This window comes from Gymnodinialimonas sp. (assembly GCF_059726805.1).
The window spans coordinates 653190-667520 of sequence record NZ_AP041059.1; the positions used below are offsets into that span (position 1 = coordinate 653190).

15 protein-coding genes are annotated in these 14331 nt (G+C 65.3%); 8 read left to right on the forward strand and 7 right to left on the reverse strand.

The features are described from left to right. Positions 1-2: 2 nt before the first annotated feature. The 3 genes from purH to AC6I9R_RS03285 are packed head-to-tail and all read right to left on the reverse strand — an operon-like array spanning position 3 to position 4683. The gene (purH, locus tag AC6I9R_RS03275) at positions 3-1613 is read right to left on the reverse strand and encodes a bifunctional phosphoribosylaminoimidazolecarboxamide formyltransferase/IMP cyclohydrolase (protein ID WP_461429143.1); all 1611 of its coding nucleotides are present in this window, start codon (positions 1611-1613) and stop codon (positions 3-5) included. Positions 1614-1659: 46 nt separating this feature from the next. Next, positions 1660-3411 (reverse strand): heparinase II/III family protein, encoded by a 1752-nt coding sequence (locus AC6I9R_RS03280; protein WP_461429144.1) that lies wholly within the window; start codon positions 3409-3411, stop codon positions 1660-1662. A 39-nt stretch (positions 3412-3450) separates the two neighbouring features. Beyond that, positions 3451-4683 (reverse strand): RsmB/NOP family class I SAM-dependent RNA methyltransferase, encoded by a 1233-nt coding sequence (locus AC6I9R_RS03285; protein ID WP_461429145.1) that lies wholly within the window; start codon positions 4681-4683, stop codon positions 3451-3453. Between the two features lie 73 nt (positions 4684-4756). Between AC6I9R_RS03285 and AC6I9R_RS03290 the strand changes: the two genes are divergently transcribed. Next, positions 4757-4930, forward strand: coding sequence for a DUF1674 domain-containing protein (locus tag AC6I9R_RS03290; RefSeq protein ID WP_461429146.1), 174 nt, complete (start codon positions 4757-4759; stop codon positions 4928-4930). 99 nt (positions 4931-5029) lie between these two features. Here the strand turns inward: AC6I9R_RS03290 and AC6I9R_RS03295 are convergent, their stop codons facing one another. Next, positions 5030-5386 carry a dihydrodipicolinate reductase gene (locus AC6I9R_RS03295; RefSeq protein ID WP_461429147.1) on the reverse strand — a complete coding sequence of 119 codons (357 nt, stop codon included), beginning with the start codon at positions 5384-5386 and terminating at the stop codon, positions 5030-5032. 52 nt (positions 5387-5438) lie between these two features. Beyond that, entirely contained in the window at positions 5439-6248 is an 810-nt protein-coding gene (gene dapB, locus AC6I9R_RS03300; protein WP_461429148.1) for a 4-hydroxy-tetrahydrodipicolinate reductase, read from the reverse strand. Positions 6249-6362: 114 nt separating this feature from the next. Between dapB and rbfA the strand changes: the two genes are divergently transcribed. The 5 genes from rbfA to AC6I9R_RS03325 all read left to right on the forward strand — a co-directional run bounded on the left by rbfA (position 6363) and on the right by AC6I9R_RS03325 (position 9989). After that, positions 6363-6782: a 30S ribosome-binding factor RbfA gene (gene rbfA / locus AC6I9R_RS03305; protein ID WP_461429149.1), complete on the forward strand. Its 420-nt coding sequence runs from the start codon at positions 6363-6365 to the stop codon at positions 6780-6782. Then, positions 6779-7531 carry a phosphodiester glycosidase family protein gene (locus AC6I9R_RS03310; RefSeq protein WP_461429150.1) on the forward strand — a complete coding sequence of 251 codons (753 nt, stop codon included), beginning with the start codon at positions 6779-6781 and terminating at the stop codon, positions 7529-7531. Before rbfA ends, AC6I9R_RS03310 begins: the two co-directional genes overlap by 4 nt. Positions 7532-7562: 31 nt before the next feature. Beyond that, a complete protein-coding gene (truB, locus tag AC6I9R_RS03315) occupies positions 7563-8468 on the forward strand; it encodes a tRNA pseudouridine(55) synthase TruB (RefSeq protein WP_461429151.1) in 906 nt (301 codons plus the stop codon). A 126-nt stretch (positions 8469-8594) separates the two neighbouring features. After that, positions 8595-9104: a DUF1643 domain-containing protein gene (locus AC6I9R_RS03320; protein WP_461429152.1), complete on the forward strand. Its 510-nt coding sequence runs from the start codon at positions 8595-8597 to the stop codon at positions 9102-9104. Positions 9105-9107: 3 nt separating this feature from the next. Beyond that, a complete protein-coding gene (locus tag AC6I9R_RS03325) occupies positions 9108-9989 on the forward strand; it encodes an alpha/beta fold hydrolase (RefSeq protein WP_461429153.1) in 882 nt (293 codons plus the stop codon). Positions 9990-10000: 11 nt separating this feature from the next. On the opposite strand, the gene AC6I9R_RS03330 is transcribed toward AC6I9R_RS03325, so the two are convergent. Continuing rightward, positions 10001-11659: a calcium-binding protein gene (locus tag AC6I9R_RS03330; protein WP_461429154.1), complete on the reverse strand. Its 1659-nt coding sequence runs from the start codon at positions 11657-11659 to the stop codon at positions 10001-10003. 452 nt (positions 11660-12111) lie between these two features. Between AC6I9R_RS03330 and rpsO the strand changes: the two genes are divergently transcribed. Both rpsO and AC6I9R_RS03340 read left to right on the forward strand, forming a co-directional pair. Next, positions 12112-12381, forward strand: a complete 270-nt coding sequence (gene rpsO, locus AC6I9R_RS03335; RefSeq protein WP_068360923.1) for a 30S ribosomal protein S15 — start codon at positions 12112-12114, stop codon at positions 12379-12381. A gap of 66 nt (positions 12382-12447) precedes the next feature. Further along, a complete protein-coding gene (locus AC6I9R_RS03340; protein ID WP_461429155.1) occupies positions 12448-13491 on the forward strand; it encodes a JmjC domain-containing protein in 1044 nt (347 codons plus the stop codon). A 121-nt stretch (positions 13492-13612) separates the two neighbouring features. Here AC6I9R_RS03340 and AC6I9R_RS03345 read toward each other — a convergent pair whose 3' ends face one another. Continuing rightward, positions 13613-14296: a hypothetical protein gene (locus AC6I9R_RS03345; RefSeq protein WP_461429156.1), complete on the reverse strand. Its 684-nt coding sequence runs from the start codon at positions 14294-14296 to the stop codon at positions 13613-13615. Positions 14297-14331: the final 35 nt, after the last annotated feature.

Sequence of the window (14331 nt, forward strand, 5' to 3'; positions counted from 1 at the left end):
CGTTAGTGCCGGAAATGGCGCATCCCCGTAAAGACCATGGCAAGCCCGGCCTCGTCAGCCGCCGCGATCACATCGGCGTCGCGCATCGATCCACCGGGCTGGATCACTGCCGTGGCGCCTGCCTCTGCCGCTGCCAAGAGGCCATCTGCGAAGGGGAAGAACGCGTCCGAGGCCACCACCGAGCCCTTCGCGGGCGTCTCAGCCAGCCCGCATTCCGTGCCCATCCGCGCCGCCTTCAGCGCTGCAATGGTGGAGCTGTCCACCCGGCTCATCTGCCCCGCACCGATGCCCACGGTCGCCCCGCCCTTGGCGTAGATGATGGCGTTGGATTTCGTGTGTTTCGCGACTGTCCAGGCAAAGCGCAGGTCCGCCATCTCCTGGTCTGACGGTGCGCGCTTGGTGACCACCTTCAAGTCACCTGCCGGGACGAAGCCCGTGTCCTTGTCCTGCACCAACAGCCCACCGGCGACTTGCTTGTAGGCCACCGAGGCCGCGCGCGGGTCGGGCAAGCCGCCCGTCGTCAGCAGGCGCAGGTTCTTCTTGGCCGCGAAGATCGCCTTGGCCGCGTCGTCCGCATCCGGCGCGATCACCACTTCGGTGAAGATCTGCACGATTTCTTCCGCCGTCGCCGCGTCCAGCTTCTGGTTCAGCGCGACGATGCCGCCGAAGGCCGACGTCCGGTCGCAGTCGAACGCGGCCTTGTAGGCCTGGGTCAATGTCGCACCCCGCGCCACGCCCGAGGGGTTGGCGTGCTTAATGATCGCCACCGCCGGGCCGTCCTTGGGGTCGAACTCCGCCACCAGCTCGAACGCCGCGTCGGTGTCGTTGATGTTGTTGTAGCTCAGCGCCTTGCCCTGATGCTGCTCGGCTGTGGCCACCCCGGGCCGCGACGAGCCATCGAGGTAGAACGCCGCGTTTTGGTGCGGGTTCTCGCCGTAGCGCATTTCCTGGGCCAGCGCGCCCGCGAAGGCGCGGTGGGGGGGCGTGGCGATCTCGGCGGCACTCGCCATCCAGCTGGACACCGCCGCGTCATAGGCCGCCGTGCGGGCGTAGGCGGCCTGGGCCATGCGTTGGCGGAACGGGAAGGACGTGCCTTTGTGCGCGTCCAATTCCTCCAGAAGACCCGCGTATTGGGACGGGTCGGTCAGCACGGACACGGCGCCGTGGTTCTTGGCCGCCGCGCGGATCATTGCGGGGCCGCCAATGTCGATATTCTCGATGCAAGTGTCATAATCCGCGCCTGCCGCAACGGTCGCCTCGAACGGATACAGGTTCACCACCAACAGGTCGATCGCACCAATGCCGTGTTCCTCCATCGCCGCGACATGGGCGTCGTTGTCGCGCAGCGCCAACAGACCGCCGTGGATCATCGGGTGCAGAGTCTTGACCCGCCCGTCCATCATCTCGGGGAACCCCGTGACCTCGGACACATCGCGCACCGCCAGCCCGGCCTCGCGCAGCGCCTTGGCGGTGCCGCCGGTCGACAGAAGCTCCACACCGCGCGCGGCCAGATCAGAGGCGAAATCAATCAGCCCGGTCTTGTCGGAAACCGACAGGAGCGCGCGCCCGACTTGAGCAATATCTTGGGGGGCGGGATCGGACTGGGTAGGCATGGGGCAGGCTTTCATGATTTTTTCTGGGCTGCATCCCGGCGATGGCTCACAAGGACAGGTCGGGGGCGGGCAAAAGCGCAGAAGGGCGCGCGATGGACCAGCTGACAGCCGCTCCATACCCCCTGACGCGGGACGTTAAAACGATCTGTTTTGTCGCGCGCGGCTTCAGGCGGGTGGTGTCGAAGTAAATCGAGGGCATGATGTCCAGCTTCGCCTCGCCGCCGTGGCGGAAGACCCAGACCTCATCGGTGGGCAGGGTGAGCGAAATGGCGGCCCCGCCCATGTCGAGTTCCACCAGCACGTCGGGGTGCAGGTGGAAGCGCGCCGCAAAACGCAGGCCTACGTCCGAGGGCAGGTTGCGGTTAACCCGCGTGAAGCGGTCCCGGTCGTGGCCGTCCAGCGCGGCTAGCCCGTCTTCCCCGCGCAAGAGGTTGCCGTGATCTTCAAGCGTGAGCGAGCGCAGATGCACCAGGCCGTGGGTCCGTCGCCAACCGTCGTGGGACAGTACGATGCCTTCGCCGCCGGTGATCTCGGAGACCTGGATCGAGACATCGCTGGGACCCTCGGCGAAACCCTGCCGCTCGGGCGGCACGTCCGAGGCCTTGTAGGCAAACCGGGACGAGGAATAACCCTCCAGCGACACGGTGGAATGGCTGACGGTGGCGCGGCCCGCGCGGCGCCATTCCGGCCCAAACGCGGCACCCGAGCCCGCGTTGACGATCAGCGGGTGATTGGCAGAAGCCATCTCGAACGCCAGCGTGCCCGCATGGGCGTTGGTGGAGCCCGGTCCGATCATCGGCGGCGCGGCGTCGGCGATCACCGTGACCCGGCCCGAGGCCATGCGCGCGTAACCCATCGCCAGCCCCTTGATCCGCGCGGGTCGCACGCCCGATTGCACCAGCGCGCCGATCAGCCGCCCCGGCGCGCCGCGCCCGCCGCCGTGGGCGCGCACGAGGCTGCCGTCGGCGTGGCGCAGCGCACGGAGGGTCGGGGCGACGCGAAGGATCGCGGTGTCCACCGCAGGGTCTGCCTGCTTGCCGGTTTCCTGCAGGATCTGCGCAATCCAGGTGAGCAGCACGAAGACCTCCAGCAGTTCTTCGGGGTTGCGGGTGACGATGCCGCCCTGGGCGTCGATCTGCGTGGCACATTCCTGGGCCAGGGCTTTCAGGGCCGGGTTCAGCCCGGTCTCCATCCCGATCAGCGCACAGGTGGAATAGATCAGGCCCGTCAGCGCCTCGAACCGGGGCAGGCCCGGCGTCGTGCGGGGCCAGCGCTTGATCAGGAAGTTGGTCTGGCGGGACAGGGTCCGGTGAAACGCCTTGCCGTCGGGGGGACGCTGCCCGTTCATCAGAAATAGGGCGTGGGTGATCCAGCGGATTTGCCGGCGGCCCGTCAAATCGACGCTCCAGCCCGGCCCGCTGCCCTTGCCGTATCGCGCGATCCACTCTGCCAGCCAAAGTTGAGCCAGGGCCCGGCCCGCGCCATCCGGGACTGCTGCCAGATCGTCGAGCCAGGCGAAGCCGTGCAGCGCGGCCTCAAAATCGTCATTGGGGGGCGTGATGTCCCAGGGGCTGGTGTCCGGCGCTTCGATCAGCGTGCCGCCAAGCCGGAAGTTGCCCGCCAGAAGCTGCCGCCCGCGCGCCGCGGATCCGGGAAAGCGCGGTTCCGGCTGCCACAAAAACCCCTGCATCCGCGGCCCCAACCCCGCGACCAGAGCGGCCCACCTGCGGCTGAGCCGCGCCCCGGCGCTGTCGCGCGGGCGGGGCCTAGCGGGGGACGGGGGGATCGGCTCGGACATGGGGTGCGGGTGTTTCTTGGCGAGGTCAGCGGGGGGATATCACGCCAAGCGCAGTGCGGCCATATAGAAGCCGTCCATGCCCCCTTTGTCGGCCCACATCGACGGCCAAAGGCGCAGGCCGCCTTCTTCGCTGGCCCAACCGGCATCGCCGCCGAGGGCCGTGGGATCAGCGGGAAGCACGCTGAGGGCGTCGTGGCGGTTTAGGGCCGCCTTGACCTGGAACTCGCCTTCGACGGGCAGCAGAGAGCAGGTACAATAGACCAGCGTTCCGCCGGGTTTGAGTAAGGTCAGCGCGTGGTCGATCAGCTGCATCTGCAGCTTGGTCAGCGGCTCGATCTCGGAGCCGTCCTTGACGATGGGTAGGTCGGGGTGGCGGCGGATGGTGCCGGTGGCCGAACAGGGTGCATCCAGCAGGATGGCGTTGTATGTGCCTTTGTGTTGGAAGGCATCCTCGGTCACCAGCGTGGCGTTCAGGCCCGTGCGCGCGAGGTTTTCGGCCACGCGGCGCAGGCGCGGGCCGGAGATGTCCAGCGCCGTGACCTCGGCGCCCGCCGCGGCCAGTTGCAGGGTCTTGCCGCCCGGCGCGGCGCAAAGGTCCAGCACGGATTTGCCTGTGACCTCGCCCAGTAGCCTGACCGGAAGGGCTGCGGCCGCGTCCTGGACCCAGAACTTACCTTCCGCATAGCCCGGCAGCGCGCTGATTTGCGGATGGTTGTGCAGACGCAGTGAGCCCGTGGGCAGTACATCCGCGCCATCGAGGGTGAAATTCGCGTCGCGCGGTGTCAGGTCAATCGGCGGCGTCTTTGCCTGGGCGCGTTCGATGGCTCTGATCCCCTCGGCCCCGATCCGCTTGCGCAGCGCTTTGTCGAGCCAAGGCGGCAAGCGCTGCGGCGGGGCCTTGGCGAAGGCCTCCGCCCCTTCCACGGCGATCTTGCGCAGGATTGCGTTGACCATGCCGGACGCCTTGCGCGTATGGGGCTGGGTCTTGGCGATGCCCACGATGTCACTGACGACGCCGTGGGCGTCCTCGCCATTCACCAGCAGTTCCACCGCGCCCAGACGCAGCAGGTTGTGGACGCCCATCTGTGGTTTGCGCGTCGTGTAGGGTTTGATCACCGCATCCACGGCACCCAGGTTGCGCAACACCGTCAGCGCCAAACGGCTCGCGCGCGCGGCATCGGCGCCCGTTGCGGGCACCTCGACCTGCCCCAGGATCTGACGCTCACGCAGGACGGCGTGAAGCAGGATAAGGGCGGCGGGGCGCGCTTTCATGGGGCAAATCCTTGTTCCGAGAGCTTCGCCGCGTATATCAGGTAGGCAAGACACACAAGCCGGAGACCCCGCGATGAGTGAGCCGAAAGACCTGAGCCCCGAAGCCCAACGCGCTTTGGCCGAAGCGGAAGAACGCCGGGCGAAGGCGAAAGCCGCTGAGATGCCGAAGGAGCTGGGGGGGCGCGATGGGCCCGAACCGGTGCGCTATGGCGATTGGGAGCGGAAGGGCATTGCCGTCGATTTTTGAGGCGCTGCCGGCGCGGCCAGGCCAGATCCTTGGAAGGATCTGATCACGCCCCTGAAGGGGCGTGGGAAAACTCTTGCAAGAGTTTTCGGCGCCCAGGTGTTACCGGATGCGAAAATCGGCGATGTCGCCGGTGCCCTGGTCGGCGTGGAACCGAATGCTGCTGGCGTCGGCGCTGACGACCTGGCAGTTGCGGGCAAACTGCCTGTCCCCGGCGTCCAGAGTGCGGCAGAACATGCCGCCCTCCCAGGTCCAGGTGCCGGTGACGTCGCGCCCCAGCGCCCGGCCCGAGATCGATCCGTTGGGCGCAACCCGCAGGCTGATGCCAATGCGGCTGAGCTCTCGGCCCTGCACGGCGCTGACGAATGCCGCGCGGTCGGTGATGCGGGCGAGGTCCGCGAAGGCGGGCAGGGGCGCTGCGGCCATGAGGACCGCGAGGGCGGTGATGCGTAGTGACATGGTGGTGCCTCCGATCAATAGGATCGGTTAGCTAGGCCAACGGGGGGACGCTTCAAGCGAGCCCCAGCACCGACATCATCGAGTAATGCCCTGGCGCGCGGCCCTGACCCCAAAGTGCGGCCTTCAGCGCGCCGCGCGAGAAGATGGCCCGGTCCGTGGCGAGGTGGCGCAGAACGATGCGTTCGCCATCGGCGGCGAAGATCACGTCATGCTCGCCCACCACATCGCCGCCCCGGATCGCCGAGAAGCCAATATCCCCCCGGCCGCGCGCGCCGGTGATCCCGTCGCGCCCGCTGTCTTTCACGTCGCTCAATTCGACGCCGCGGCCATGGGCCGCGGCTTCCCCCAGCATCAAGGCGGTGCCGGACGGCGCGTCGACCTTGTAGCGATGGTGGGCCTCCACGACCTCGATGTCGAAATCCTCGTCCAGCGCGGCGGCCACCTGTTGGGTCAGCCGCACCAGCAGGTTCACGCCGAGGCTCATGTTGCCCGCGCGCACGATGCAGGCGTGGCGGGCGCAGGCGTCGAGCACCTCGATATCCGCCTCGCTCATCCCCGTGGTGCCGATCACGTGGACCGCGCGGGCCTGGGCGGTCAATTTCGCGTGAGCGACCGTGGCCGCCGGAGAGGTAAAGTCGATCACCGCCTGGGCCTTCACGATAGCCTCCAGCGGATCATCCACCACCGGCACGCCTGTGGCCGCGCCGCCAAGCGCCTCACCCAGATCAGAGCCCACCCAATCATGGCCCGCCCGTTCCGTGACAGCGACAAGATGCGCACGGTCGGAGGCGGTGATCGTTTCGATCAACATCCGGCCCATCCGGCCCGACGCGCCCATCACGGCAATGCCAATTGTGTCCATGTGACCCTCCATCCGCTTCGTTGTCGGTCGTAACGGAACCTTGCCGAACAAGGAAGCGCCAGCTTGCGGGACGGCCCCTCATGGCCTACCTCTGGGGTGAGGGGAAATCGAGCCATGGCACGCAGCAAGAACCAGAACGGTCCGAGCAAGTCGCAACGACAGCTTCGGGTTGGCGAATTGATCCGTCGCACGTTGTCGACGGTCCTGGCGCGGGCCGAGGTCCACGACCCGGTTCTTAACGCCATGTCGATCACGGTGGGGGAGGTGCGGACCTCGTCGGATCTGAAGATCGCGACGGTTTACGTGATGCCCCTGGGCGGATCGGGCAAGGACGAGGCGATTGAAGCGCTCAAGCGCAACAAGGGCGAGTTGCGGCGGTTGTTGGGTAAGGACCTGAAGCTGAAGTACCTGCCGGACCTGCGGTTCGTGATCGACCAGACGTTTGACCAGATGGACGCCACCCGCGAAATGCTGTCGCGCGCCGAAGTGCGCCGCGACGTGGAAAAGGCCGAGGAAGAAGGAGGAGAGGTATGATCCGCGCCGTTGCCCTGTTCACCTTCCTTTTCGCGCCCACCATCAGCGGCGCCCAATGCGAGACGGTTCTGTTTGACGGCGCTGAATTCACCGCCTGCGAAGTCGAGATGACACAATCCGATGTCCGCCTGTTCCTGCGCGATGACGCGGGCAACGTGTTGGGCACCTTCGGCCGTGTCGACAGCGCCCTGCCCGAGGGCGCGCGGCTTGCGATTGCGATGAACGCGGGGATGTTCCACGAGGACCGATCCCCGGTCGGGCTTTATGTCGAGGATGGCGAGCAGGAGATGCGGATCATCACCTCGGACGGGCCGGGGAACTTCGGTTTGCTGCCCAATGGCGTGTTGTGCCTGGGTGAGGGCGAAGCGGCGGTGATCGAGAGCCGCCAGTTCGAACAAAGCCCCCCCGCCTGTCGTCACGCCACGCAATCGGGTCCGATGCTGGTGATCGACGGCGAATTACACCCAAGGTTCCTGCGCGACAGCGACAGTGTGAACATCCGCAACGGTGTGGGCGTGAATGCCGAGGGCGATCGGATGTGGATGGTGATCAGCGATCAGGCGGTCAACTTCCACCATTTCGCCCGGTTCTTCCGCGATCACCTGCAAACCCCCAATGCGCTTTACTTCGATGGCCGTGTCTCGCGGTTGCATGCGCCCGAGATCGGACGCTCGGACCTGGGGTTTCCCGTGGGGCCGATCATCGGCGTTGTGGTTGATGCGGTTGACGGGGGCCAGGGCGACGGGTAGCTCGCCGCTCTGATCTGGAGGGGAGCGGCCCATGGCACGCAGAAAAAAGGGCCGCGATATCTCGGGCTGGGTGCTGGTGGACAAGCCGGCGGGGCTGACCTCGACAGCCGTGGTCAATAAGGTGCGCTGGTGCTTTGACGCCAAAAAGGCGGGCCACGCAGGCACGTTGGACCCGGATGCCACAGGGATGTTGCCGGTGGCGCTGGGGGAGGCCACGAAGACGATTGCCTATATGGGGGACGACCTGAAAGCCTATGAATTTCGGGTGCGGTTGGGCGTGTCTACCAAGACCGATGATGCCGAGGGCGAGGTGCTGGAAACCTCGGACGCGCGCCCGTCGGACGCGGAGATTGCAGCCGCTTTGCCCGCGTTTGTGGGCGACATCCAGCAGGTGCCGCCGCAGTTCTCGGCCGTGAAGGTGGCTGGCGAGCGGGCCTATGACATCGCGCGCGGGGGCGGCGAGATGGAGCTGGCGGCGCGGGATTTGTACGTCGAAAGCCTGTCAATGATCGCGCGCCCCGATGCGGACCATGTGGATCTGGAATTTGTCTGCGGCTCGGGCGGTTATGTGCGGTCCATCGCGCGGGATCTGGGGCACGCCCTGGGATGTCTGGGCCATGTGTTGTGGCTGCGGCGGACCTGGGTGGGGCCGTTTGACATTGAGGATGCGGTTGGATTGGACCGGGTGGAAGTACTGGCGCGCACCGAAGAGATCGACGCGCTGTTGCATCCGGTGGGCATGGCGCTGCACGCGCTGCCGGAATTGCGCGCCACGGACGCGGGCGCGGCCCGGTTGCGCAACGGGAACCCCGGGGGTGTCTTGCCCGGGGCGGTGGAATATGGCGATCTGGCCTGGGCGTCCTTGAACGGGGTGCCCGTGGCCGTTGGGCGGTATCGGTCCGGCGAGCTGCATCCCGAGCGGGTGTTCAATTTGTGAGGCCGGGACGGGCCGTCACGCGCCGCCCGCCCACCCACCCCGTCGCGTGACGGCCCGGCGCGCAATTGTTGATGTTCGGGCGTTTGGTGGATGTGGGTGTTTGCAGAATGACGAGGGGAAAGCGCCATGATCGAGCGAGAGCATCTGAAGGGGGATGCGGCCTCTGTGGCGGTGTACTCGGACTGTGAGTTGTACCGCTACGCACTGACGCGGGTGTGGGACCGGGAGGGTGCGCGGGCCGTGTTCATCATGCTGAACCCCTCGACCGCGACCGAGGTGCAGAATGACCCAACGGTGGAGCGTTGCGAGCGGCGGTCCCGCGCGCTGGGGTTTGGCGCGTTCCGGGTGCTCAACATCTTCGCCTACCGCGCCACGGACCCGCGCGACATGCGGCGGGCGCAGGACCCGGTGGGGCCCGGCAACGATGCGGCGATCCTGGAGGGGCTCGACTGGGGCGCCTCGGTGATCTGCGCCTGGGGCACCCACGGGGAACACCTGGGGCGGGGGCCTGAGGTGGAGGCTTTGCTGCGCGGCACCGGGCGCGAACTGCTGCATTTGGGCCTGTCCAAGGCCGGTCATCCGAAGCATCCTTTGTACATTGGCTATGCGGTGCAGCCGCAGATCTGGGAGGCATAGGGGATGGCGATCGAGGGATTTGCCGCGTCGCGCGTGGCGTTGAGCGGCATTGAGCTGAGTGTGCATCGGGGCGGATCGGGGGCGCCGTTGATCCTTTTGCATGGGTTTCCTCAGAACCACCGCTGCTGGGAGAGGATCGCACCGCGTCTGGCAGAGCACTTCGACGTGATCGTGCCGGACCTGCGCGGCTACGGCGATAGCGATGCGCCCGAGGGTATCGACGCCTATTCCAAGCGCCAGATGGCGCTGGATATCGTCGGTTTGATGGATGCTCTGGGGCTGGAGCGCGCCCATGTGTTGGGGCACGACCGGGGCGCGCGGGTGACGTACCGCCTGGCGCTGGATCATCCGGATCGCGTGGAGCGCTTGGGGATTATCGAGATCGTGCCGACGGGGGATTTCTGGGCGGCCTGGGACGCGGAGCTGGCGCTTGCCGCGTATCACTGGACCTTCCTGGCGCAGCCCGCCCCGCTGCCGGAACGGATGATCCTGGCTGATGGGCGGGGCTATATGGATTGGACCTTGGACGCCTGGTCGAAGGCGCCGGGCCTCAGCGCGTTCGGGTCCGATGCGTTGGACAGCTACCGCGCCCAGGGCGCTGATCCTTTGCGGGTCGCGGCCATGTGCAACGACTACCGGGCCGGGGCCACGGTGGACCGTCGCATCGACGCGGAAAGCCAGGCGGCAGGCTTGAAGATCAAAGCGCCGCTGTTGTTTTTGTGGGCAGCAGGCGGGTTTCCGGCGCGCACCGGCGACCCGCTTGGGGTTTGGCGTGACTGGGCGGAGGATGTCACCGGGCAGGAGATCGACGGCTCGGGCCACTTCATGATGGAAGAGGTGCCCGAACCGGTTCTAGCGGCAGTGTTGGCGCATTTCGCACCCTAGGTGCCGAGCCCTCAGGCCATCGCCCGCAGATCGATCATGTTCGGGTCGAGGCCCTGGGCGCCCGCAACGCTGAGGATGACCTCACCGTTCAGGATGATGTCCGCCCCGCTGCCGTCGGCAAAATCGATCACCTCAAGCGCGGGATCAGGGCTTTCCTGGGGATCAAAAATCACTTCGATGCGGTCTTCGACAGGGTTGAAATCGGTCACATGGCCCGCGAACTCGGCATTCTCGACGTATGCGCCAGTGGTGAACGTATCCGCCCCTTCGCCGCCGTGGGCCGTGTCGCCCTGGCCGATGATCAGATGATCATCGCCCGCGCCGCCCCAAAGCACATCGGCATCATCCATGTCACGGTTGCCGTCGCCGAAGACCCCATCCAACACGTCATCGCCAGAGCCGCCGTTGAGCATATCCGCGCCCATGCCGCCTTGCAGGAAGTCATTGGCCGCGCCGCCGTACAGCACGTCATCGCCGTCGCCGCCAAACAGAAGGTCGCGATCGCCGCCGCCGTCGAGCGTGTCCTGACCCTCGCCGCCGTCAAGGAAATCAACGCCCTGCGCGCCTTGCAGATCATCGTTGCCGATGTCGCCGTGGATCTCATCATTGCCGGGCCCGGCCATCAGCGTGTCATCGCCTTCATTGCCGAACAATGCGTCCTGCCCGTCGCTGCCGGTGATCATCTCGTCGTTGAGGGACCCGGTCAGGGCGTCTTCGCCGCCGGTGCCGAAGGCGTCGTCGATGCCGGTGCGGGCGTCCAACATTTCCTCAACGCCTCCAGCGGAGGTCAACTCACCCGTTACCTGATCCAGAAGGGCATCGATAATGGCATCATCGGGCAACAGCGGTGTCAGGTTGGTGAATTGGGTAAGGGGACCAGAGGGCTCCGCCTCGGGATCGGGGGGCGTGATTTGCACCGTCTCGGCTTCCGGCAGGATCTGCGGATCGCTGGTTTCAGGATCGGGCGCCTCTAAGGCCTCAGCCAACAGAGGTGACGTTTGCGGCGTCAGCGGATCGCCCCCGGGGTCCAGAGCTGCCAAGCCCTCTGCATCGGGGATAACCTGCGGCTCCAGACCGCTTTCGTCGCCGCCCATGACAACGCGGACGTGCTCGGCGGTCATGCCCTCGGCGCCTTCCACCAAAGTCACGGGCAGGCCGTTGGCCAGCACGATCGCGGCGTCTTCTTCGGCGTCATATTCAACTGAAATCTCGGGCGCGTCCGAGGGCTGGCCTTCAAACTCCAGCACCAGGGTGTCGGTTGCGGTGTCGAAGCCGTCGACATAGGCCACGTCTTCGCCGTTCTCGAAGGTAGCCACGGTGTGGACTTCCAGGAAATCTGCCGTGGGCGCTGCCGCTTCGGCACTGGTCCAGGCGCTGTCGATCCCGGCTTCTTCAGCCTCGGCCTCCTGCGTTGACGGGTCTTCATCCTCCAACTCAATCGCGTCGAGCGGCGTGTAGGACAGGGCGGCTTCCGATTGCTCGTCTTCGGGCGCCTCCCCCGGGAACAGCAGGTCGGTCAGCCCGTCGCCTTCGCCGGATTGATCGGACAGGTCTTCTTCGCCGCCGGTGTCCGTCTCGGGATCATCGGCTTTATCGTCGCCTGAGTTCACGAACCCATCGACAGCAAGCCCCATCAGGAGCAAAGCAAATACACTTCCGGCGACGATCATGGCAGATCCCTCGGGTTGTCCGGTCTTGGAATTGACAGCGGGCGGTGGAATGGCGGGCGTTGGATGTTCAGGTCTGCCGCGACTGTGCGACGGGCCTGGCCCATGCCTTCTGGCAACAACCGGATGACCGTGCGGCTTGGCGGCATGAAGATGCGGCCAGTCGCAGGAAAGATCACCTGATGATCCGTTTCTACGGGTCAGGCCTTATCGAAAGCTAAAGCCCCGGCACATTCATACCCAAGATTTCTACCAAATTCGCGGTGAATCTTTGGCTGTGGTTAACGCATTCGCGCACGGCGGCGGCGCATCTGTTCGCGGGGGGGTTCCCTCGCGCAATGATTCGGTGTAGCTGCGCGCATCTGCATCGGGCCTCGGCTCGAGCGGACCCTCCATGGGCCTTGCTGGACGACATCCCGGCCTGCGCCATAACTCTAACCCTTAAGGAGACCCCGATGTCGATTACGCCAGAAGAAAAAGCCCGCCTGATGAAGGAATTCGCCACCAAAGAAGGCGACACCGGCTCCCCTGAAGTTCAGGTTGCCATCCTCACCAGCCGCATCTCGACCCTGACCGAGCATTTCAAGAGCCACAAGAAAGACAACCACTCCCGTCGTGGTCTGTTGATGATGGTGGCACAGCGCCGCAAGCTCTTGGACTACACCCGCGCCAAGGATGAGGCCCGTTACCAGGATCTGATCAAGCGCCTGGGCATCCGCCGCTAAGGCATGCCTTACACTGCTACGGAGGGGCCGCATCACGCGGCCCTTTTTGTGTTTGCCCCCCGGTGAATGCTCGCCGCCCGGTCGCACCAAGTCCTTGCCTTTTTTGTGCGCTGCGCCTCCATTAGCCTGTGGAAGGCAGCACAACGCCTGTCGCCGAAACCTATTTGCAAGGACGACCCGGCCATGGACGCACTCTCTCCTGATCTGTTTGCCAAAATTCTGAACAGGGACGATTGTCACCGCTTCGTCGAAACCCACCTGGGCCGGTCCGCGGCACATTTCACGGAATGTACGTTCCCGGACCTCGGCTTTGACCTGCCCCGGTTCTATGAAGTTTTGAGAGATACGGTTTGGGGTAGCAAAGCTGATCTGAAGTTCCTTGCAGATCGCGAGAAGGATAGCGCACCCGTGGATTGGTCGTCCTTTGTGACAGAGCAGGGTGTGCTGACCTTGGATCAGATCCTTCGGTTGAAAGCCGCGCGCACGACGATCTACGCGCGCCAGATGCATTTGCGGGATCAGAGCCTGCGACACCTGGTACAAAGCCTGGGCCGCACCGGGTATTTCCGCGCCCGTGTGAACGCATTCTTTACACCTGCCCATGGGCGGGGGACCGCGATCCACTTCGACCAACACGATGTGCTGGCGTTGCAGGTCCATGGGTCAAAGATCTGGACCGTAGATCAGACTCCGGTGGTGGAAAATGTGATGTTCGAAATGGGCGAGTTGGACGGGGTTGACCTGAAGTTCCGCGCGCCGACCGAGTATCACTTGAAGGCAGGGGAGGCGCTATATGTTCCGCGCGGCGTGATGCACAGTGTCGAGACGTTGGACGAGGACTCACTGCACCTTGTCGTCGGTTTGCGGGCCTTGAACTGGCATGATGTTGCCCTCCACTGGGTGGAGCGCGAAATGAAAACCAACCCCGCGATACGCGCGCCCGTTCCGGCGCGCGTTTCACAGGAACAAGCCGCTGCAGTGTTTGGTGCCTTGTCCGACCCGGAGGTGCTGCAGGCGACCATACAAAGCGCGCTCAAGAACAGAGCGATGCAACAAGGCAATTTGCAGTTTGGACAGATTTTCGCGAGGGATATCGCGAAGCTTCTGTAGGTAAGAGGAAGCCCGCCTTCCCGCAGATCCAAGGCGCTTTCCAATCAAGCTGAATTGGTGTCGGGCCGCCGAACTGGGCGGCCCTTTTGCGTTTGTGGTTTGGTCAGGGACCCTCGTGGGTCTATTGGCTTACGGCGAAGGGATAGCATGCTTCGCCGGTCATATCCCCAACGGAGAACAGGGCTAGGAAGATGCCGCTGGGAGCGTTGTAATGGTGACCGCCAGCGGTGCGCGTGTCGTCTACCCGAAGAGTCGTTTCGGCGAACGCCTCTGCTCGGTTTCGGAAGGCCTCAGCCGTGGCCTCGACATAGCCGGGGCCGCCTTCGGCCCAGTGGATCAGGCGAAGGGAGGCAGGCTGTGCCCAGGGCATGTTGATCCCCTGGCACCCCAAAACGCCATCAAGCGGGCGCACGGTGACGTTGGCGCGGATGGGGTGCAGGCAGGCCTCATCCTGGATGATCTCAACGCTCATTCCAGCGTTGAAGGTGGTCCCCTGACGGATCACGGGCCCGATGGCATCGACAGGTATGCCTTGGAGGACCCACCCGGCCTGCACGCGGATGGTGCAAGCAGGGTTTGCGCGCTCCACCAGATCAGCTCGAAACCCACCTCCGCCGGATGCGGCACCCGCTGAGACGCCAGACGGCGGTGTGAGCAGGTCATAGGTTGGCGACATGCGCAGAAAGCGGCCAACCGCCGGAAGGGCGCGCCACGTGGCCGATGCGCCATCGACGGCTTGGGCGGGGGCAGTGGTTGGAATACTGGCGATTGCAGCCACAAGAAGGGCCCGGAATGCAGGGGACATAGAAACTTCCTCTCAAATTAATCGGGAAACGCTAT